The organism is Parvibaculum sedimenti, from assembly GCF_009184905.1.
GTDB lineage: Bacteria > Pseudomonadota > Alphaproteobacteria > Parvibaculales > Parvibaculaceae > Parvibaculum > Parvibaculum sedimenti.
In genome coordinates this window covers 93,773-113,827 of sequence record NZ_WESC01000009.1, presented here as the reverse complement: position 1 = coordinate 113,827, position 20,055 = coordinate 93,773, and the positions used below count along the sequence as shown (strand labels likewise).

Annotated in this window: 15 protein-coding genes; 4 read left to right on the top strand and 11 right to left on the bottom strand. The window is 63.3% G+C overall.

The window, feature by feature from the left end; all coding sequences use genetic code 11:
- Positions 1-70 precede the first annotated feature (70 nt).
- Both mfd and F2P47_RS11400 read right to left on the bottom strand, forming a co-directional pair.
- Complete coding sequence (mfd, locus tag F2P47_RS11405) at positions 71-3,586, bottom strand: transcription-repair coupling factor (protein ID WP_425500038.1); 3,516 nt, start codon at positions 3,584-3,586, stop codon at positions 71-73.
- Entirely contained in the window at positions 3,583-3,987 is a 405-nt protein-coding gene (locus tag F2P47_RS11400) for an FAD assembly factor SdhE (protein WP_246176854.1), read from the bottom strand. The genes mfd and F2P47_RS11400 overlap by 4 nt, the downstream gene beginning before the upstream one ends.
- 90 nt (positions 3,988-4,077) lie before the next feature.
- Between F2P47_RS11400 and recG the strand changes: the two genes are divergently transcribed.
- The gene (gene recG / locus F2P47_RS11395; RefSeq protein WP_152216484.1) at positions 4,078-6,177 is read left to right on the top strand and encodes an ATP-dependent DNA helicase RecG; all 2,100 of its coding nucleotides are present in this window, start codon (positions 4,078-4,080) and stop codon (positions 6,175-6,177) included.
- Here the strand turns inward: recG and F2P47_RS11390 are convergent.
- The gene (locus tag F2P47_RS11390; protein WP_152216483.1) at positions 6,155-6,889 is read right to left on the bottom strand and encodes a DUF502 domain-containing protein; all 735 of its coding nucleotides are present in this window, start codon (positions 6,887-6,889) and stop codon (positions 6,155-6,157) included. The genes recG and F2P47_RS11390 overlap by 23 nt on opposite strands.
- 181 nt (positions 6,890-7,070) lie before the next feature.
- On the opposite strand from F2P47_RS11390, the gene F2P47_RS11385 reads away from it, so the two are divergent.
- The 3 genes from F2P47_RS11385 to F2P47_RS11375 are packed head-to-tail and all read left to right on the top strand — an operon-like array spanning position 7,071 to position 9,511.
- Positions 7,071-8,105 carry a DUF7064 domain-containing protein gene (locus F2P47_RS11385; RefSeq protein WP_152216482.1) on the top strand — a complete coding sequence of 345 codons (1,035 nt, stop codon included), beginning with the start codon at positions 7,071-7,073 and terminating at the stop codon, positions 8,103-8,105.
- A 1-nt stretch (position 8,106) separates the two neighbouring features.
- Positions 8,107-9,123 (top strand): phosphotransferase family protein, encoded by a 1,017-nt coding sequence (locus F2P47_RS11380; protein ID WP_185681078.1) that lies wholly within the window; start codon positions 8,107-8,109, stop codon positions 9,121-9,123.
- Between the two features lie 4 nt (positions 9,124-9,127).
- On the top strand, positions 9,128-9,511 hold the full coding sequence (locus tag F2P47_RS11375; protein WP_152216481.1) for a DUF6285 domain-containing protein: 384 nt from the start codon (positions 9,128-9,130) through the stop codon (positions 9,509-9,511).
- 12 nt (positions 9,512-9,523) lie between these two features.
- Here F2P47_RS11375 and F2P47_RS11370 read toward each other — a convergent pair whose 3' ends face one another.
- The 8 genes from F2P47_RS11370 to F2P47_RS11335 form a co-directional block, all read right to left on the bottom strand.
- Positions 9,524-10,537 carry a hypothetical protein gene (locus F2P47_RS11370; RefSeq protein WP_152216480.1) on the bottom strand — a complete coding sequence of 338 codons (1,014 nt, stop codon included), beginning with the start codon at positions 10,535-10,537 and terminating at the stop codon, positions 9,524-9,526.
- A 12-nt stretch (positions 10,538-10,549) separates the two neighbouring features.
- Positions 10,550-12,061: an MBOAT family O-acyltransferase gene (locus tag F2P47_RS11365; RefSeq protein WP_152216479.1), complete on the bottom strand. Its 1,512-nt coding sequence runs from the start codon at positions 12,059-12,061 to the stop codon at positions 10,550-10,552.
- A gap of 88 nt (positions 12,062-12,149) precedes the next feature.
- Positions 12,150-13,352: an acetyl-CoA acetyltransferase gene (locus F2P47_RS11360; protein WP_152216478.1), complete on the bottom strand. Its 1,203-nt coding sequence runs from the start codon at positions 13,350-13,352 to the stop codon at positions 12,150-12,152.
- A gap of 48 nt (positions 13,353-13,400) precedes the next feature.
- Positions 13,401-14,900, bottom strand: coding sequence for a hydroxymethylglutaryl-CoA synthase family protein (locus tag F2P47_RS11355; RefSeq protein WP_152216477.1), 1,500 nt, complete (start codon positions 14,898-14,900; stop codon positions 13,401-13,403).
- Between the two features lie 117 nt (positions 14,901-15,017).
- Positions 15,018-16,139: an SPOR domain-containing protein gene (locus tag F2P47_RS11350; RefSeq protein WP_152216476.1), complete on the bottom strand. Its 1,122-nt coding sequence runs from the start codon at positions 16,137-16,139 to the stop codon at positions 15,018-15,020.
- A gap of 134 nt (positions 16,140-16,273) precedes the next feature.
- A complete protein-coding gene (glmS, locus tag F2P47_RS11345; protein WP_152216475.1) occupies positions 16,274-18,097 on the bottom strand; it encodes a glutamine--fructose-6-phosphate transaminase (isomerizing) in 1,824 nt (607 codons plus the stop codon).
- Positions 18,097-19,455: a bifunctional UDP-N-acetylglucosamine diphosphorylase/glucosamine-1-phosphate N-acetyltransferase GlmU gene (glmU, locus tag F2P47_RS11340; RefSeq protein WP_152216474.1), complete on the bottom strand. Its 1,359-nt coding sequence runs from the start codon at positions 19,453-19,455 to the stop codon at positions 18,097-18,099. The genes glmS and glmU overlap by 1 nt, the downstream gene beginning before the upstream one ends.
- A gap of 173 nt (positions 19,456-19,628) precedes the next feature.
- Positions 19,629-19,937, bottom strand: a complete 309-nt coding sequence (locus F2P47_RS11335) for a hypothetical protein (protein ID WP_152216473.1) — start codon at positions 19,935-19,937, stop codon at positions 19,629-19,631.
- Positions 19,938-20,055 lie beyond the last annotated feature (118 nt).

The window sequence follows — 20,055 nt, the reverse complement described above, 5'->3', positions numbered from 1 at the left end:
GCGCGATGCTCCTTTGCGTGGAGTATCGCAGCCCCGGGCCCATCACGACAAATCGCGTTTGCGTGAGCGGTCAGGCGGCCTTCGCAGGCACCATGCCGGCCAGCGTCCGCATCAGGCGATAGGTGCCCGCAAGGCGTTCGGCGGGCGTCTCCCAATCGCGCTTGAACACGAGCTTGTGATCGGGACGCAGCTTGGCGTTGCCCCGCTCGTCGTTGATGAGTTCAACGAGCGCCGCCGGATTCGGGAACGTGTTGTCGCGTAGCGACATGACGATGCCCTTCGGGCCCGCCTCAATGCGCTCGACATTGGCGATGCGGCAAAGGCCCTTGATCTCCACGATCTTGAGCAGGAATTCGACTTCCTCTGGCAGCTTGCCGAAACGGTCGATGAGCTCCGCCGCGAAGCCGTCGATCTCGGAGCGTGTCTCGACATCCGAGAGACGACGATAAAGCGCCATGCGTGCGTCGAGGTCGGGCACATAGCTTTCGGGAATGAGGACCGGCGTGCCGACATTGATCTGCGGTGACCAGTGCCCTTCCTCGTCCTCGCCTGCCCCACCGCCGCGCAGCGCTGCGACCGCCTCTTCCAGCATCTCCTGATAGAGTTCGTAGCCGACCTCCTTGATGTGGCCGGACTGTTCGTCGCCGAGCAGATTACCCGCGCCGCGAATATCGAGATCGTGACTTGCGAGTGTGAAACCCGCGCCGAGCGAGTCCAGCGATTGCAGCACACGCAGGCGCTTTTCGGCGGCGGGCGTCATGGTCCGGTTCGGGGCGACCGTGAGATAGGCATAGGCGCGCGCCTTGGAGCGGCCGACGCGACCACGGATCTGATAGAGCTGAGCGAGGCCGAACATGTCGGCGCGGTGGACGACGAGCGTGTTCGCGGTCGGAATGTCGAGGCCGGATTCGACGATGGTGGTCGAGACCAGCACGTCATACTTGCCGTCATAGAAGGCGTTCATCTTGTCTTCGATTTCGCCTGCCGCCATCTGGCCATGCGCGGTGATGGTCTTCACCTCCGGCACGTAATTGGCGAGATATTCCTGAGCGTCGGCAAGATCGGTGATACGGGGGACGACGTAGAAGCTCTGGCCGCCGCGATAATGCTCGCGCAGCAGCGCCTCGCGAATGACGACCGGATCGAAGGGCGAGACATAGGTGCGCACGGCGAGACGGTCGACAGGCGGCGTCGCAATGATCGAAAGTTCGCGGACGCCCGAGAGCGCAAGCTGCAGCGTGCGCGGGATCGGCGTGGCAGTCAGCGTCAGCACATGCACTTCGGCGCGCATCTGCTTCAGCCGTTCCTTGTGGCCGACGCCGAAATGTTGCTCCTCGTCCACGATCATCAGGCCGAGGTTCTTGAACTTGATCGCCTTGCCGAGCAGCGCATGGGTGCCGACGACGATGTCGATATCTCCGCTGGCAAGCCCGGCCTTCGTCTCCGACATGTCTTTCGTGGAAACGAGGCGCGACATCTGGCGGATCTTGAGCGGCAAGCCCTGAAAGCGCGTGGAGAAGGTCTTGTAATGCTGCCGGGCGAGCAGCGTCGTGGGTACGACGACGGCAACCTGATAGCCCGCCATGGCGGCGACGAAGGCTGTGCGCAGCGCCACTTCCGTCTTGCCGAAGCCGACATCGCCGCAGACGAGCCGGTCCATCGGACGGCCCCGCGCGAGGTCCTCGAGCACGGCTTCGATCGCCTGCTCCTGATCTTCCGTTTCCTGGAACGGGAAGCGTGCGCAGAACTCGTCGTAAAGGCCGGGCTGCGGCTCCATGACAGGCGCGGTCTTCAGTTCGCGCGCGGCGGCGATCTTGATGAGCTCGCCCGCCATCTCGCGGATGCGGCTCTTGAGCTTTGCCTTGCGCGCCTGCCAGCCCGTGCCGCCGAGCCTGTCGAGCTGCGCGCTTGCCTCGTCGGAGCCATAGCGCGAGAGAAGTTCGATATTTTCGACCGGCAGATAGAGCTTGTCGCCACCGTGATAGATCAGCAGCAGGCAATCATGCGGCGCGCCATTGACCTCGATGGTCTGAAGTCCCTCGAAGCGGCCGATACCGTGATCGACATGGACGACGAGATCGCCCGGCGAAAGGCTCGATGCTTCGCGCAGGAAGTTTTCCGCGCGCTTCTTGCGGCGCTGACGGATCAGACGGTCGCCCAGAACGTCCTGTTCGCTGATGACCGCGAGGTCGTTCGTCTCGAAACCGGCCTCGAGGCCGAGAACAATTAGTGAAACCGTCGCCTTGTTAACAGCGTTTACATCAACCCAGCTTTCCGCGAGCGCGATATGCTTCAGGCCGTGATCGCCGAGTACATGCGAAAGACGGTCCCGCGCGCCCTCGCTCCAGCTCGCGATGGCGATGCGTTTGCCGGCCTTGCGGAGCCCGGCGATATGTCCGCCCAGAACCTCGAAGATATTCACGCCGTCCTGCGCTCGCTCCGGCGCGAAGTTGCGGCCCTGCCTGCCGCCCAGATTGACGACGTTGCGCTCGCTGTCGGGCGCGGAAAAGGCCGTGAACAAGCGAACAGAGCGCTGGCCGCCGAGAGCGGCCTGCCAGTCGTCCTCCGTCAGGTAGAGCGCTTCCGGCTTCAGCGGCTTGTAGATGCTCGCCTCCACCGTCTTGATCTCGCGGGCTGCGACGCGGGCTTCGTAGTAATCGCGGATGAGTTCGAGGCGGCCAGCCTTTGATTCTTCGGCCAGCCCGTCCAGCGCCACGAGGGCGTGAGGCAGGTACTCGAAGATGGTGACGAGCTTGTCGTGGAAGAGCGGCAGCCAGTGCTCCATGCCCTGATGCTTGCGGCCCTCGCTCACCGCTTCATAGAGCGGATCGCGGTCGGTCGCCGCGCCGAAGGTCGCGACATAGGCCGCGCGGAAATGGCGGATGACTTCCGAGTCGAGATGGATTTCGTTCGCCGGCACAAGGTCGAGGCCGTGCAGGGTGGCTGTCGTGCGCTGGCTTTCTGGGTCGAAGCTCCTGACCGAATCCAGCGTGTCGCCAAACATGTCGAGGCGGATCGGGGCGTCGAAACCTGGCGGGAAAATATCCACGATGCCGCCGCGCACGGCGAATTCGCCGCGTTCGCGCACCGTGCCCGTGCGGTCGTAGCCGTTAGCGGCAAGATAGGTGGTAAGCGCCTCAAGGTCGATGCGGTTGCCGACATGGGCCGACCAGGCGGACCGTCGCACCATGTCCGGCTCGGGCACACGCTGGAGCGCCGCGTTCACGGTCGTCAGCAGGATGAAGGGTTTGCCCTCGACCTTGCGGTTGACGAGGCGCGACAGCGCGGCCATGCGGCGGCTGGAGATTTCAGGCGCGGGCGAAACGCGGTCATAAGGCAGGCAGTCCCAGGCCGGGAGGCTGATGATCTCGACATCCGGCGCGAAGTAGCCGAGCGCCTCCTCTGTCGATGCCAGACGCGCGTCGTCCCGCGCGATATGGATCACGCCCGCCGCGTCGCCTTCAGCGCGGGCGCGCGCAAGGTCGGCCAGCACCAGCGCGTCGAAGCCTTCCGGTGTTTCGCCAAGGGTCAGCCGGCCGGGAGCGGCCGCAATCCGCGTCAGGTCTCGCAAGTGGGTACCGCTCAGCCGTTCTGCTGCCAAAGGGCCGTCTTCAGGTGTTGGGCGCTGCGGATGCGGTTGAAGACGGATGTTTCGAACTCCGCGGGCACTTTCTCGTGTCCGGAAATCCAGTTGTAGAGGGTGATGTCCTGGATCTCGATCAAGCGCTCGTAATCGTCCAGGTCGGCGGGCGCGAGGCTGTCCAGCATTTCGTCGGCGAAATGGCCGAGGATCAGGTCCATTTCCTTGATGCCCCGGTGCCAGGAACGGAATTTGAGCCGCCGCAGGCGAATGTCGTGATCGGTGGGTGGGTTTTCGGCCATTTCGGTGCTTCCTGTTTGGGGAGGGATATAGACCCGCGAAGGCCCCCTGTCAGCCCCGGCGCGATATTTCCCGCCCGCGACCGATTGGCGATAGACTGCGCGCATGACCGACTCTCTCCGGAGCCTCGCTCCCCTTCATGCCGATTTTGCTTGCCGGGCCCGATTTTGGCCCGAAATGCGGGCCTGAGCGCGGTTATGCGTCCGGAAGTCCTTTTCCCGCTCTTCGCGCCCGCCCGCACGCTGCCCGGCATCGGCCCGCGCGTCGAAACGCTGGTGGCGAAGCTCGTCGGCGCGAAGCCTGGCGAGAGCAAGGTGGTTGATCTCTGCTGGCATCTGCCGACGGGCCTTGTGGATCGCAGACACAGGCCGAAGATCGCCGAGGTTCGGGATGGCGAGATTGCGACCATGGAGGTTCAGGTCGGGCTCCATGTGCCGCCGCGCCTGAAGCGGCTTCCCTATCGTGTGCATGTGCACGACGAGACGGGGGAAATGCAGATCATCTTCTTCAACGTGCATGGCGACTATCTGGAGAAAGCACTGCCCGAGGGTGCGATGCGCGTCGTCAGCGGCAAGGTCGAGTTCTATCAGGGCCAGCCGCAGATGACGCATCCGGACCATATCGTGGCGCCGGAAGAGCTGTCCTCGCTGCCGCTGCTCGAACCACTTTATCCGTTGACGGCGGGCGTCACCATGAAGCCGCTGCAAAAGGCGATCCGTGCGGCGCTGGAGCGTGCGCCGGAATTGCCGGAGTGGCAGGACGGACCTTGGCTCAAGGCGCGCGGCTTTGCCCCCTGGCGCGCATCTCTGATCGCCGCCCACAATCCGCAATCCGCCGCGGATCTGGAGCCGGACGCGCCCGCGCGGGCACGGCTTGCCTTTGATGAATTGCTGGCGAACCAGTTGGCGCTTGGCGTGGTGCGGCTCCGCATGCGTCGGCTGCCGGGGCGTGTTGTGAAAGGCGACGGACATTTGCGGAAGAAGGTTCTCGCAGCCCTTCCCTTCGCGCTTACGGGCGCACAGACGCAGGCGCTTGCCGAGATCGAAGGCGACATGGGTTCGGACCGGCGCATGTTGCGGCTGCTGCAGGGCGATGTCGGCAGCGGCAAGACGGTGGTGGCGCTGCTGGCCATGCTCAATGCCGTCGAGGCGGGATTTCAGGCAGCGATGATGGCACCCACTGAAATCCTGGCGCGCCAGCACCACGCCTCGCTCGTGCCACTCTGCGAGGCCGCCGGTGTACGCCTCGAACTGTTGAGCGGACGGGAGAAAGGCGCGCGGCGCGCGGCCATTCTGCAAGCGCTGGCGACGGGCGAGATCGACATTCTGGTCGGCACGCACGCGCTTTTTCAGGAAGATGTCGCCTTCAGGGCGCTCGCGCTCGCGGTGGTGGACGAGCAGCATCGCTTCGGGGTGCATCAGCGGTTGCAGCTTCAGTCCAAGGGCGGCTCGGCCACCGACATTCTCGTCATGACGGCGACCCCCATTCCGCGCACGCTGACGCTGACGGCCTATGGCGACATGGATGTGTCGCGTCTCAACGAGAAGCCGCCGGGGCGCAAGCCGGTCGACACGCGCGCGTTGCCGCTTGAACGGCTCGATGGCGTCGTCGACGGGCTGCACCGTGCTCTCGCTGCTGATGCACAGGTCTATTGGGTCTGCCCGCTGGTTGAGGAATCCGAAGAACTCGACGTGACGGCGGCCGAAGAACGCTACAAGCATTTGCGCGAGGTCTTCGGAGATCGCGTCGGCCTTGTACATGGCCGCATGAAGGCTGCCGAGAAGGATGCTGCGATGGCTCGCTTTCAGGCGGGCGAGACGCGCATCCTCGTGGCCACGACCGTGATCGAAGTGGGCGTCAACGTGCCGAGCGCGACCGTGATGGTCATCGAGCATGCAGAGCGCTTCGGCCTCGCCCAATTGCACCAGTTGCGCGGCCGCGTCGGACGCGGCGCCGACAAGTCGAGCTGCCTACTGCTCTATCAGATTCCGCTTGGCGAGACGGCGGCGGCGCGCATCAAGATCATGCGCGAAACCGAAGACGGGTTTCGCATCGCAGAGGAAGATCTGCGGCTGCGGGGTGCGGGAGAACTTCTTGGCACACGCCAGAGCGGGCTGCCGACATTTCGACTTGCCGATGTCGAGCGGCAGGGCGAACTTCTCGCAGCCGCCTATGACGACGCGCGACTCATTCTCGAACGCGACCCGGAGCTTGAAAGCGAGCGCGGCAAGGCGCTGCGTGTGCTGCTCTATCTTTTCGGGCGCGACGAGGCGATCAGATATTTAAGGTCGGGATAGTCGGCTTTGGTTTGCCCTTGCCGCCCTTCGACGGTTCGACGATGCCGAAGGAGACGATCATCTTGAGCCCGTCCTCGACCGTCATGTCGAGCACGCGCACATCCTCGCGCGGCATGTAGAGGAAGAAGCCTCCGGTCGGGTTCGGCGTCGTCGGCACAAAGACGCCGATCATCTCCTGGCCTTCGAGGCCTGGCAGATCGGTGCGCGGACCGGACGTGATGAAGGCCAGCGTATAGCTGCCGAGGCGCGGATATTCGACCAGGGCCACCTCGCGGAACGAGGTGTTCGACTGCGAAAGCACCGTTTCGAAAATCTGCTTCAACGCGCTGTAGATGCTACGCACCACCGGCATGCGCTCGACCACCCGCTCCGTCAGCGTAAGGAGCGCCTGTCCGAAGAAATTGGCCGCAAGCGCACCGAGTGCCGTCAGCACGACCAGCGCGATGATGAGGCCGAGGCCCGGAATGTTGAACGGCAGAAGACGATCAGGCTGGTATTGCTCAGGTAGCAACGGCACGAACCATGTGTCCACCAGATCGATGAACCAGCTGGTGATATAGACCGTGAGGCCGATGGGCGCCGCGACGATAATGCCGGTGAAGAAGTAGGTCCTGAGCCGCGCCATGATTCCGGGTTTACGCGGCGGCAACAGCAAGGATGGCTCGCCCTCGGTGGCGTCGGCTTCCGGCTGCGTGCTCTGGGGCTCGGTCATTTTGTCCTGCTCAATCAACCTTGACGTTGCGTCCCCTTGGATGACCCCGGCGGGCGGCACCGGCGGGTCAGGATTCCTTTTCCTATCATGCTTGGTTCGTGGCAGGATTCATAACAACAATTTACTAGTCGAGGCGGGCCGCCAAAGGCGCTCGCCCGGAAGAATTCCAGGGAGAACGACCATGGCGAAGCCTCCGGCAGGTTTCAAAATCCGCCTCGCGCCCGAGGACGAGTACACGCATCAGCCAGATGCGGCCATGAACTATAACGAGAGCATGTATTTCAACATGTTCGATCCGGCGCGGAAGACCGGCGGCTGGTTCCGCATCGGCAACCGGCCGAACGAGGGCTATGCGGAAGTGTCGGTCTGCCTGTATCTGCCGGACGGACGCGTCGGCTTCATGTATGCGAAGCCGAAAATCTCCGACAACAAGGAGATGAATGCAGGCGGTTTTCGTGTGCAGGTTGTCGAGCCCTTCAAGCGGCTGCGCGTCACCTATGACGGCAAGATCTGCCTGCTGAAGGAGCCAAACGACATGGCGGAGCCCGGCAAGGCCTTCAAGAACAACCCGATCCTGCCCTGCAAGGTCGAACTCGATTATGAAGGCGTTTCGCCGATGTTCGGCGGCGAGACCGTGAAGGAAGATGGTTCGGCGCTGGACATCGACCCCGAGAAGTCCTTTGCCAAGGCGCATTACGAGCAGCATGTGGCAGCGAGCGGCAGCTTCGTCATCGGTGACGAACGCTTCGAGGTTTCGGGCTTCGGTCTGCGCGACAAGAGCTGGGGGCCGCGCTACTGGCAGGCGATCCATTGGTATCGCTGGTGCCCGATGAACTTCGGCCGCGATTTCGGCATGATGCTATCGATCGTCGCCGGCGAGAAAGGCGAGCCGCGGCAGGGTGGCATGGTGCTGAAGGACGGAAAATACGATCTCATCACCGAAGTGTCGATCGACAGCGACTGGGACGAGAACTGGTATCAGACCGGCTTCCGCTCGCACATCAAGACCGAGTCCGGCGCGACCTACGATGTTGACGCGAAAGTGCTCTCGCTCATTCCTCTGCGCAACCGCCGTCAGGATGCGGACGGAAACGAGCTTGTTACGCGCATCACCGAGGGCATGACGGAATATCGCTGCAACGGCCAGGTCGGCTATGGCTTGTCGGAATATCTCGACCAGATCGTCGACGGCAAACCGGTGAGCATCGGGGGCTGAAATGGGCGCTGAGACAAATCCGTTTGCCGATGCACTGACGGGTGCCGTTCGCCGGGGTATTTCCGGCGCGACGGGCATCGCCAATCTGAAGCGGCTTTCGGGCGGCGCGAGCCAGGAGACATGGGCCTTCGACGCAACGACCGCTGGCGCGCCGATCCCGCTCATCCTGCGCCGCGCGCCGGGCGGCACTCGCGTCACCGAGGGGCGTGGTTCCACGGCGGCGGGGCTCGAAACCGAGGCGAAGCTCATCCAGCTCGCGGGCGCGGCGGGCGTCGCCGTGCCGCCCGTGCGGCTGGTTCTCGCCGAAGATGATGGCGTGGGCCATGGCTTTGTCATGGACCGCATTGAGGGCGAGACCATCGCCCGGAAAATTTTGCGTGACGCCGAATTCGCCGACGCGCGGCCGAAGCTCGCGCGGCAATGCGGCGAGATGCTGGCGCGTCTGCACAAGATTGACAAGGCGACGTTACCGCCGCTCCGCGTTTCACCTGCGAGCGAAGAGATCGACCAATATTACAAAACCTACAAGACGCATGATCACCCTCACCCGGTCTTCGAGCTGGCCTTCCGCTGGCTGAAGGACAACGCGCCGCCCGACGCCACGGCGATGACGCTGGTGCATGGCGACTTCCGCCACGGCAATCTGATGATCGGGCCGGAAGGCGTGCGCGCCGTTCTCGACTGGGAGCTGGCCCATATCGGCGATCCGATGGAGGATCTCGGCTGGATCTGCGTCAACTCATGGCGCTTCGGCAATATCGACAATCCGGTCGGCGGCTTTGGCAAGCGCGAGGACCTGTTCGCCGGCTATGAAGCGGCGGGCGGCGGCAAGGTCGATCCGGAACGCGTGAAGTTCTGGGAGGTGCTGGGCACGCTCAAATGGGGTGTCATGTGTACGACAATGGTAATGGCATTCAAGGCGGGCGACCGCTCCGTGGAACGGGCGACGATCGGGCGGCGCTCGTCGGAGACCGAGGTCGATCTGCTGCGGCTTCTCGCGCCGCGAAAGAAGGGATGAAGAGATGCAGGACCAGCCCACGGCCATTGAGCTTGTCGACATCGTCGCGGATTTCATCCGCCACCATGCCATGCCGCAGCTTCAGGGCCATGCCGCGTTCCATGCGCGCGTGGCAGCCAATGCGCTCGACATCGTCAAGCGCGAACTCGAAATCGCACCCAAGGCGAATGCCGAGGAGCATGGACGCCTCGAGCTTCTTCTGGAGCGCGATGGTTCGCTCGACGAACTCAACCGCGAGCTTTGCGCGGAGATCGAACGCGGCGAAATCGGCCTCGAGTCCGAGGAGCTCGTCGACCATCTATGGAAGATCACGCTGACGAAGCTCGCCATCGACCAGCCGAATTATTCCGGCTATGTGCGAGCACTGGAGGAAGGCTCGGAGGCCTGACGGCCTCGCGCCCTATTCCGTGGCAAGTTTGAGCTTTTCCGCGTAACGCGAGAGCTGCGCCCGATAGGCGGCGAGCATTTTGTCCTCGGTCATTGCCTTCAGATCGAGTGCTTCGTCCGCCCCGCCCTTGAGCAGCGTCGCGGCGATCTCGTCGTTCGCGACTTCCGTGTAATGGGTGCCGTCATAGGTCATGGCCGGGTCAATGGTCATGGCTGAAGGGATGCTGTAGTCGGTGAAGCGATCGAAGACCCGCGCCGCATCATGCAACGCCTTCGTGTAGCTCGGGAGCCAGCCGATCCGTTCGTAATCGGCGATGGCCCATGCCGACAGCGGCGAGGCATAGCCGACGAATTGTGCCTCAGGGAAGACCGACTTCAATTTCTCGTAAACAGCAATCGGCTTGCGATTGTCGAAAGGTCCCGTGTGCAGGTCGCGGATCGGTGTGCGCGGGTCGTAGCGCCGGGAGACGAAGGCGCCACGGCAATGGAAGTCCCGGTCGTATATCCGGTCGAGCGGCGATTTGCCAAAGAGGGTACGTTTCGACATGTCGAGAACGTCGAGCGAGAGATAGGCGAGGAACGGGCTTTCCGGCGCTGCCTTTGCCTTGATGAAGTCCGGCACGTTACGCGCAGGCGGAAGCGAGCGGAAGTCGCCGGCGCTCAAGCCGACGATGACGAGCCGTGGAGAAAAGCCCCTCGCCTTCAGCCATTCGGCATAGTCCACGAATTCGAGCGGTGCGCCGGAGGAAAAGGCGAAGTTGAAGCAATGATGTCCGGCGATCCTGTATTCCGGCAAAAGCGTGACGCGGCTATCGCCGAAGATGACGCAATCGTAATTGCCTTCATGCCCCGCGATAAGGTTCGGCTTCGAGATGCGCTCGTTGAAGGCGAAATTGACCGGCGTGATCTTGTTGCCGCCGAAATACCAGAGCGGATCGACCAGCGCATTGAACGCAAACGCGAGCGCGCAACAGAACGCCAGCGTTCCGAACAGCATGAACAGGTAGGTTGAGGCGGTCGCGGACATTTTCATTTTCGATCAGAACTGGAAATAGAGAAATTCACTGACACGCTGAAGGCTGAGAATGGCGGCAGCGGCGCCTATGCCGACGACGGCGGCATAGGGCGCGGCAGGCCGCCAGAAGATCGCGCGGCGCCAACGTGGGTTGTCATCGAGCGGCACGAGCAACGGATCCTTGTGGCGGTCGGCGCGCGAGTAATTGAAGGCGGGGCGCACCATGGCCATCCATTGCTGCGTGTTCGGCCAGAACCAGACGACCGACATCCAGAAGACGGCCCAGAGGAGATCGACACCGAGGTCATGCGCGGAGATCGAGGGCGTTACGGCGACGAGTCCCTTATAGATCGCAAGTGCCGCGTCGAGGCTGGGCGCGCGGAAGAAGACCCAGGCGAGCGCGACGGCCAGAAATGTGATCGTTCGGGCGATCCCGTGCGACCACCATTTGTTGATCGGCGTCGTCCAGACGGCGCGCCAGCCATGGTTGATGATCAGCATGGTGCCGTGCATGACACCCCAGAAGACGAAGGTCCAGGCGGCGCCATGCCACAGCCCGCCGATGGCCATGGTGAGGAAGAGATTGAGATAACGCCGCGCCTTGCCGCGGCGGTTTCCGCCGAGCGCGATATAGAGATAGTCGCGCAGGAAGCGCGACAGGGTCATGTGCCAGCGGCGCCAGAAGTCGACGATGCTCGTCGCCTGATAGGGCGAATGGAAATTGAGCGGCAGCTTGATGCCGAAGACGCGCGACGCGCCAATGGCCATGTCGGAATAGCCGGAAAAATCGAAATAGAGCTGGAACGTATAGGCGAGCATGCCTTCCCACGCTCGCAGGAATGTAATGTCATGCCCTGCTCCCGCATCGGCGAAGACGGAGCTTGCGAGCGGCGCCAGATTGTCGGCGAGCATGACCTTCTTGAAAAGCCCGATGAAGAAGATGGTAAGGCCGATCGCGACGTTCATGCGGTCGAAGGCAAAGCCGCGCGCGTTCTTGGTCTGGGTGAAAATCTCGTGGTGATGGACGATCGGCCCGGCGATGAGTTGCGGGAAGAACATCACGAAGAAGCAGTATTCGAGGAAGCTGTGTTTCACCACCTGCCCCCGCCCCGCATCGACCAGATAGGCGATCTTCTGAAAGGTGAAGAAGGAAATCGCCAGCGGAAGCACGATGTGCTGAAGCGGAATGTCGCTCCCCGCGACGTCGTTCGCCGTGCGGATCAGAAAGTCGGTGTATTTGAAATAGGCCAGTGCCCCGAGGTCGACCGTGACGCCGAAGGCAACAAGCGCCGTCGCCCAGCCGCGCCCCGGCTTCACCCGCTCGGCAAGGATGAATCGTGCCAGCACAAAGTTGAAAACCGCGAGTGCGATCAGCAACGGCAGATAGATCGGGTTCCACCAGCCGTAGAAAAAGAGCGAGGCAAGGACGAGAAAGCCGAGCGCTGCTTCCCGCCCCATCCAGGCGCGGATGAGGAAGCAGAGGATTGCGGTGGCTGGAAAGAAGCCGAAGAGGAAGATCGGGGAATTGAAGAGCATGAAGGCTTCTCTGGTCGCCGGAGGTGGCCGCAGATAAAAAGGGCCGGAATTGCTTCCGGCCCTTTCTTTCTAGCATATGCTTGCGCGATCAGGCACCGAGGGCACCAATGATCGTGACCGAGCACACATTCGAGGCGGGCGCGCCGCCGAGATTGTGGGTCAGGCCGATCTTCGGAGCGGCCAGCTGGCGCTCGCCGGCGCGGCCCTGAAGCTGGAGATACATCTCATAGGCCATGCGGAGGCCCGAGGCGCCGATCGGGTGGCCGAAGCACTTCAAGCCGCCGTCGATCTGGCAAGGCACCTTGCCGTCCGCGTCGTAGAAGCCGTCCATCACGTCCTTCACAGCATGCCCTTCGGGCGAGATGAAAAGGTCTTCCATGGTCACAAGCTCGGTGATCGAGAAGCAGTCATGCACTTCCATCATGCTGACTTCCTCGCGCGGCCGCTGGATTCCGGCTTCGGCATAGGCCTTCTTTGCCGCGATGCGCGCGGTGTGGAAGTAGCTGCCATCCCAGCTGTTGTGCTGCGACTCGAGACCGTTCGAGACGGCGAGCTGCATCGCCTTCACCGTCACGATGTCTTTCTTGCCGAGCGCACGGGCGATTTCCGGCGTCGTCACGATGGCCGCCGCCGCGCCGTCCGACACGCCGCAGCAGTCGAAAAGGCCGAGCGGCTCGGCGATCATCGGGGCGTTCATGACCTGCTCTTCGGTCACGGCGTTGCGCAGATGCGCCTTGGGGTTCTTCGCGCCGTTGGCGTGGCTTTTCACGGAGACATGGGCAATGGCGCGTTTCAGGTCTTCCTTGGAGACGCCGTGCTTGGCGCGATAGGCGGAAGCGAGCTGGGCGAAGTTGCCCGGCGCGGAGCCCGACGGCGCCCATTGCGGGATGAGCGTGCCGGCATTGCCGACCGGCAGGCCGCCATAGCCGGTATCCTTCAACTTTTCCACGCCGAGCGCGATGGCGATATCCGCCGCGCCCGAGGCGACGGCGTAGACCGCGCCGCGCAGCGCTTCGGAGCCGCCCGCGCAGAAGTTTTCGACGCGCGTGACCGCGATGTTCGGCAGACGCAGCGCCAGCGACATGGGCGTGCCGCCCTTGCCGGTGCCCGTCTCGTCGATATGCGTCGAGAACCAGGCCGCGTCGATCTGCGTCGGCTCGATGCCTGCGTCCTGCATCGCTTCGAGATAAGCCTCGACCATCAGTTCCTCGGGGCCGGCGTCCCAACGCTCGCCGAACTTCGAGCAGCCCATGCCGAGGATCGCAACCTTGTCCTTAATTCCAGCAGCCATGATGTTTTCCTTCCCGGTTTTTCTCTGGCTTGATTTTCGTGGCTGCGCTTATTCAGCGGCCTGCGATTTCGCCTGTTCTTTGAGGATGGGGACGGCCTTCCAGAAATACCTCCGGAAGCCGCGCTTTTCGTCGAAATCCTTGATGCGGAAGACGAGCTTCACTTCCATGCCGGAATCCACCGTACCCTGCTCGACATCGGTGAAGTCCATCATGATGCGCCCGCCTTCATCGAACACGACCATGCCGTAATGGTTCGGCGGGTTCATGCTGGCGGAGAGGAAGTCGGCCGACCAGGAGAGTATCTTCGCCTTGCGCTCGGCGAACTTGTAGGGCTCCTGCGTGTCGACCGTGTGGTTGTTCGGATTGACCGAAATGCGCGAGCGCGGGAACTGCACCACGCCGGTTTCCGTGCAGCGGCCGCCGACGAGACCCATGAGCATGTCTTCGTTGCGGTAGAGCGTGGTGAGCGCGGTCTTCTTGTCCTGCTCGGCACGCATGCCCTGCTCCCACTCGATCAAGCCGTTGAAGGTGAGGAACTTCAGGTAGTTCGTCTCTTCCTTCCGGTTGGCGAGCGAGCCGGCAATGCCGCGCTTGCCCGACTGGGTCGAAAGCTTGTCGGTCGTCTCGAAGACAAGCGCGTCGCAACCGCCGCCGAAATGCAGCACCAGCACCTTCTCGCCGGGCTTCGCGTCCTTCTGAAGCGCATGAATGAGCATCACCAGCGAATGGGCAGCGCCCGTCTCGCCGCAATTGGCGGCCAGTGTGTCGCGCGCGGCCTCCGGCGCGATGCCGGACTTCTTGGCGAGCTGCTGCACGAACTTGTCGCCGAAAGTGCAAGGCAGGACGAAGTGCTTGATCTCTTCCGCCTTGACGCCAGCATTGTCGAGCGCGGCTTTCACGGCGCGCGGAACAATCTTTGAGTAGCCCTCGTCGCGGATCCAGCGCTCTTCCCAGTTGTAGTCGAACTCTTCCGCGGAACCACGGAAGTGATCGACGAAATCGACCGTGAGGCTGGCGCCGCCGAGATATTTTGCGATGACGTTTTCGGTGCCGACAGAAATGGCAGCCGCACCGTCGCCGAAGTCGAGCTCCTGCGCGCTGGCGGCGCGGGCCTTGCGATGGTCGGCGGCAAGAACGAGCGCGTGCTTCGCCTCGCCCGCCTTCACGGCGGTCAGCGCCTGCAGAAGCGCCGAAGTCCCCGCGCGCTGCGTCGAGGCAACGTCGACCGCGCGGACGGTTTCATCCAGCGTCAGCGCGGCGGAAATGATGCCGGCATTGAGGCGGTCCTTGAAGGGCATGGTCGTCGAGCCGAAGAAGAGTGCGTCGACATGGGAGCGGTCATCGTCCGGACCGAGAAGATCGCGGGCGGCTTCGACCGCCATGGTGACGGCGTCCTCATCCCAATTCGCCATGGAGCGCTCGCCCTTCCCCTTGCCGAGGAAATTGGGCGCGATCCATGCGTTGGCCTGCGCCACCGCCTTGCGCTGAAGGCGAAGTCTGGGAATGTAGCCACCAAAACCTGTAAGGCCGATCGACTGCTGGGCCATCGTCTCCCTCTCATATTGCTTGGTTATTGTTGGAGAGAGTTTACCGGTGAACCGGCCATTGCGACAACAGGCTGTGTTTGGCCCTGCCGCTACGTCACGCGCCGCCAAGACGCAATTTCAGCGAGCCACGACGACGCAGGCGACCCCTTTTGCGCCCAGATCGGCGCAGCGCGCCCTCGCCTCCGCTGCCGTCTGGAAGCTGCCCGCCTGAAGCCTGTACCAGACGCCCTTCGGCCCGAGATCCGCCGCATCGATGTTGTGATCGAGCGCCGCGAGCGAGGCGTTGCCGCGCTCCGCTTCAGCCCAGGCCTTGGCGGCGCTGGAGTGTTTGCGGAAAGCGCCGAGCTGCATCCGGTAACGCCCGGTGCCGGATCGAGGCGGCGCAGCCTCCGCCGGTTCCAGCGCGGTAGTCTTTGCGGGGACGGCCTGAACGGGCGCGGTCGTGACCGGGGGCGCGGCGCGGATGGCGGTGGTGTTCCAGCCGTCGGCGGAGGCGAGTTTAACTTCTGAGCTGCCTGCCGTAACCGGCTCGCCAAGGGCCGCAAGCCTCTCGCGCGCCGGCGCGTAGTTCGGGTCGATGGCAAGCGCCTCCTTGAGGTCGGCCACTGCGGCGGTGACATTGCCCGACCGCTCATAGGCGAGCGCCCGGCCGAAAAGCGGCAGCTTGCGCTGGTCGCCGCTGATCCGCTGGATGGCGGCACCATAGTCGCGAATGGCGGTTGGATAGTCCCGACGCTCCCGTTCGAGATTGGCGCGATTGTGATAGGCCGCGCCGTGGTCGGGTGCGAGGTCAATTGCCTTGGTGTAGTCGGCCTCTGCCGCGAGCGTGTTGCCCGCCGCGACGTCGGCTATGCCGCGATTGTAATAGGCGCGCGCCGCGACATCCTTCGGGAGCGTGCCGAGGTCCAGAGCTCTGGTGTAATCGTCGCGCGCCAAACTCTGCAGGCCGAGTTTCTGCCGGGCGATACCGCGATGGTGATAGGCAAGCGCCAGTCTGCGCTTGTCGAGGAGTCCGCTGTCTATCGCGTGGTTGAGTGCGGCGACGGCATCTTCATAACGGCCGGAGTCGATGGAGCGGTTGGCGCTGTCGAAATCGGCGTCGATCCCGGACGCCGATGCACGAGGTGGCGTCATGTTTGGAGGCGCCGCGTCGGCCGAACCAGGCAACAGCAGAAGCGCCGCCCAGAACAAGGCCAATCCCGTTCCGCTCGCCAGATGCCTTGCATTCAGTCGCCGCATCGACCGCCCTCCCTCGCGTGGAAGATTAACATGGTCGATATGTGTCTGTTCGGGACAGACACAATATCCAGCAATACGAATGGCTTACATGGGTTATTTAAACTTTTAGCAAAATCTTAGCTTCGCGAATCGGCCTATTCGACAGTGACTGACTTCGCAAGGTTACGCGGCTGGTCCACATCCGTGCCCTTGGCCACGGCTGCGTGATAGGCGAGGAGCTGCACCGGGATAGCCGCGATAATGGGCGCGATAAGCGGATCGACTTTCGGCATCTCGATCTTTGCCCATACCTGATCGCCTGCCCTGTCGAGGCCTTCGCGGTCGGAGATCAGCACCACCTTGCCGCCCCGCGCGATCACCTCCTGCATATTGGAGATGGTCTTTTCGTAAAGTGCATCGACCGGCGCGATGACGATGACGGGCACGTTCTCATCGACGAGCGCAATGGGGCCATGCTTCAGCTCGCCTGCCGCATAGCCTTCGGCGTGAATGTAGGAAATCTCCTTGAGCTTCAGCGCGCCTTCGAGGGCAATCGGGAAGAAGTGGCCGCGGCCGAGATAGAGCACGTCGCGAACCTTGGCAATCTCGCCGGCCAGCGCATGGATCTCGCTGTCGCGCGACAGCATCTCGGCGACATGGCGCGGCGTTTCCAGCAGCGTACGGACGAGGCGCGGCTCGTCGGCAGCGTCGATGGTGCCCCGCGCCAGCCCTGTGCCGATGGCAAGGGCCGCCAGCGCGACGAGCTGGCAGGTGAAGGCCTTGGTCGAGGCGACGCCGATTTCTGGCCCGGCATGGGTCCGCATGATGACGTCTGAATCGCGGGCGATGGAGCTTTCCGCCACGTTGACGATCGAAAGGATCGTCTGGCCGTGCGCCTTGCAATAGCGCAGCGCCGCCAGCGTGTCCGCCGTTTCGCCAGACTGCGAGATGAAGATGGCAAGGCCGCCCGCCGGCAGAGCCGCCTCGCGGTAGCGGAACTCGGAAGCGATATCGACTTCGACCGAGATGCGGGCGAAACGCTCGAACCAGTATTTGGCGACGAGGCCCGCATAGGAGGCCGTGCCGCAGGCAATGATGGTGATGTGTGGAACGGTCGCGAGGTCGATGGGCAGTTTCGGCAGACGCAGCGTCTCGTCGACCGGATTGACGTAATTCGCCAGCGTATGGCCGATCACTTCCGGCTGCTCGAAGATTTCCTTCGCCATGAAGTGGCGATGGTTGCCCTTGTCGACCAGCGCGGTCGAGACATCGGTGATGCGGATCGGACGCTCGACAATGTCGTCATCGGCATTGTGGAAGACGGCGCCCTCGCGCGTGATCTCGACCCAGTCACCTTCTTCGAGGAAGGACACACGGTTCGTCATGGGCGCAAGCGCGAAGGCGTCGGAGCCGAGATACATCGCGTGAACGCCGTAGCCGACGGCCAGCGGGCTGCCGCGACGGGCGCCGATGAGGAGGTCGTCCTCGTCCTTGAAGATGATGCCGAGAGCGAAAGCGCCTTCGAGTTCCTTCAGCGCGGCGGCGGCGGCCTGCCGTGGCGCGAGGCCCTTGTCGAGGTAATGCGTGACGAGATGGGCGACGACTTCGGAGTCGGTCTCCGTCTGGAAGACGGCGCCGCCTGCGGTCAGCCGTTCGCGCAGGTCGCGGAAATTCTCGATGATGCCGTTGTGCACGATGGCGACCCGCTCGGTCGCATGCGGGTGCGCATTGCGTTCCGTCGGCGCGCCATGCGTCGCCCAGCGCGTGTGACCGATGCCGATGGTGCCGTCGAGCGGATGGCTATCGAGCGCCTTTTCGAGATTGAAGAGCTTGCCTTCGGCGCGGCGGCGCACGATATCGCCATGGGAAAGCGTCGCGACGCCCGCCGAGTCATAGCCGCGATATTCGAGGCGCTTCAGCGCTTCGAGGATGATGGGGGCCGCGGGCTTACCGCCGATGACGCCGACAATGCCGCACATTATTCGCCTGCCTTCTTCATGCCCGCGTGCTTCGCGCGGAAGGCCGCTGCCCAGCCCGGCTTTTCGAAATGCTTGGAGCGCTCGACGGCGAGCGCGTCGGCGGGCACGTCCTTGGTGATGACGCTTCCCGAGCCCGTATAGGCGCCGTCGCCGATCTTGACCGGCGCGACCAGTGAGGAGTTCGAGCCGATGAAGGCGCCTGCGCCGATATCGGTGAAGTGCTTGTTGAAGCCGTCATAATTGCAGGTGATCGTGCCTGCGCCGATATTGGCCTTCGCGCCCACGCGCGCGTCGCCGATATAGGAGAGGTGGTTCACCTTGGCGCCCGCCTCGATCTTTGCCTTCTTCGTCTCGACGAAATTGCCGATATGAACGTCGCGGCCGATCTCTGAGCCCGGACGGATGCGGGCGAAAGGCCCGATCTGCGCGCCCTCCTCGATCCTGGCGCCTTCGATATGGCAGAAGGGTTTGATGGTGACGTTGTTTGCGACCTCGACGCCCGGGCCGAAGACGACATTCTGGCCCACCGTCACGTCCTGGCCGAAGACCGTGTCGGCGGAGAGATAGACGGTTTCTGGATCGGAGAGCGTCACCCCGCCCTCCATCGCCCGCTTGCGGAGGCGGTGCTGCATTTCCGCCTCGACGGCGGCGAGGTCGGCGCGGCTGTTCACGCCCTGAATGTCTTCTTCCGGTGCCCGGATGACTATGCAGCCAAGACCTTCGGCACGGGCGTGCTCCACCACATCGGTGAGATAATATTCGCCGCTGGCATTGTCGTTCGTCATGCGTCCGAGCAGGCGGAAGAGATGCTCCGCGCGCACCGCCATTGCGCCGCCATTGCAAAGCGTGATGACGATCTCCTCCGGCGTTGCATCCTTGCGCTCGACGATACGGGCAAGCGAGCCATCCGCGTTGAGGACGAGGCGGCCATAGGCGGACGGGTCGCGGGCCTCGAAGCCCAGCACCACTACGGGCGCTTCGGCGCGGCAGGCCGCGACCATGTTGGCGAGCGTCTCGGCCCGGACCAGAGGCGTGTCACCGAAGATGACCAGGACCACGCCCGCGCCCTGTGGCACGAAGGCCTCGGCAGAGCGGACGGCATGGCCGGTTCCGAGCGGCTTGTCCTGAATGGCGATGTCGATATTGGCTACGACGCCTTTCGCGTAGCGCGCCACCTCGTCCATGCCTGGCGCGAGGACGAGCACGCTGCGCGTATTGTCGAGGCTACCCACCGTTGCCAGCACATGGCCGAGCATGGGACGTCCGGCGATCTGGTGGAGCGCCTTGGGGGTGCTCGACTTCATCCGTGTGCTTCGGCCCGCGGCGAGAATGACGGTGGTGACGGTGGAGTGGGACATGGGGCTCTTCGGCAAAAGGTTCAGTCATGGCCGCGACAGGCGGACCACGCCCCCGATCCTCTATCCGACGGCGTGAAAACTGGCATACGCCATCTTTTGCCGGGAAATAAATTTATATTTCCGTATGTTGCGCCACTTTAATGCGACCGCGCCCTTTGCTTGATTTAGGTGTCTCAGCGGGCGCGCTTGTAGGCTGGGCGAGGTGTCCGCGCGGCGGGAACACGCTTCATGGAGGATTTGGCGATCGGGCGATTCGAGGACGGCGCGGGCTTCGCCCGGCTCTTGGTACGGCTCGTGGCCATGCCCTCGACTGCGCTGAGCAACCGGTTCACACGGGCTTCGCTCTCCATTTTGGCAAGCCGCTGAGCGGCGCCAGCATTCCTGATCTGAAGCGCCAGCAACAGAATCAAGAGCACAACGGAGCCGAACATGAGGAAGATGCTCTCGATGGAGAGGCTTTCCAGAAAGGCGGCGACAGACATTTTTCCCCCGGAAACCAGAATTTGGCGTCAGTTTCCGCCCTCCGATGCATGTTTCGGGCCTCGCTTCGCCCCGCTCCCGGAGCGGGGAATCCGCTGGGGCGGTATCTCATTGCCGCAA